1 protein-coding gene is annotated in these 697 nt (G+C 46.2%); it reads right to left on the bottom strand.

Going from position 1 to position 697, the window contains the following annotated elements; genetic code table 11:
• Nucleotides 1-219: 219 nt before the first annotated feature.
• Nucleotides 220-594 carry a GxxExxY protein gene (locus QEH52_RS19990; protein ID WP_308952731.1) on the bottom strand — a complete coding sequence of 125 codons (375 nt, stop codon included), beginning with the start codon at nt 592-594 and terminating at the stop codon, nt 220-222.
• Between the last annotated feature and the right edge of the window lie 103 nt (nt 595-697).

Genomic DNA, 697 nt, shown 5'->3' with positions numbered 1-697 from the left:
TGAGCGTTGTGCTGGTATCTGTGTATATCCGTGTGATCTGTGGTTTGAATTACATTGGCTGGGTTGCTTTGGTTCAGTTTTTTTAACCACAGATTTGCTACGCCATCTCCGGCAGACCTACGTCACGGAGAGCACAGATCGGAGTGGGGCGGAAAAGCTGCGGTGTTTTAGTATCTGTGTAAATCGGTGTAATCTGTGGTTAAGATTCTTTTGAAAAGGTTACGTATCAAAGGCGGAGACTCGCTTAATGCCTAGTTTTGAATATTTGAAATTGAGGAGTAGGCCCGTCTTTAGCCTGGTTATGTTGAGGTATCCTAGAATTTGGGCAAGATGGCTTTCATTGAATGCTGAAACTACTTTCGTATCGATGATAATCTCATTGGCCACAATTAGATCTGGAATGAGTCGCCCAATGTGCTCGCCCTCATAGCTTACGTCGTAGGCTTTCTGCTGTTCGCAGGATATCCCACGCTTCCTGAGTGCGATGACGAGTGCATTCTCATAGAGCTTTTCATCCAAACCTGGTTTGAGGGTATTGAGCACATGCATTGCAGCGCCGATGATCGTTTGTGAGAGTGCGTCTGATTCTTGCATAGGATGAGTTGCTTAGGTTCTGCTTTTTTAACCACAGATTTGCTACGCCATCTCCGGCAGACCTACGTCACAGAGAACACAGATGGAAGTGGCTTGGCTGCTG

The sequence above is a fragment of the Thalassobacterium maritimum genome (assembly GCF_031127805.1).
Taxonomy (GTDB): domain Bacteria; phylum Verrucomicrobiota; class Verrucomicrobiia; order Opitutales; family Coraliomargaritaceae; genus Thalassobacterium; species Thalassobacterium maritimum.
Note: the sequence above shows the minus strand (reverse complement) of the source record. Positions and strands in the feature narration are given on the sequence as shown.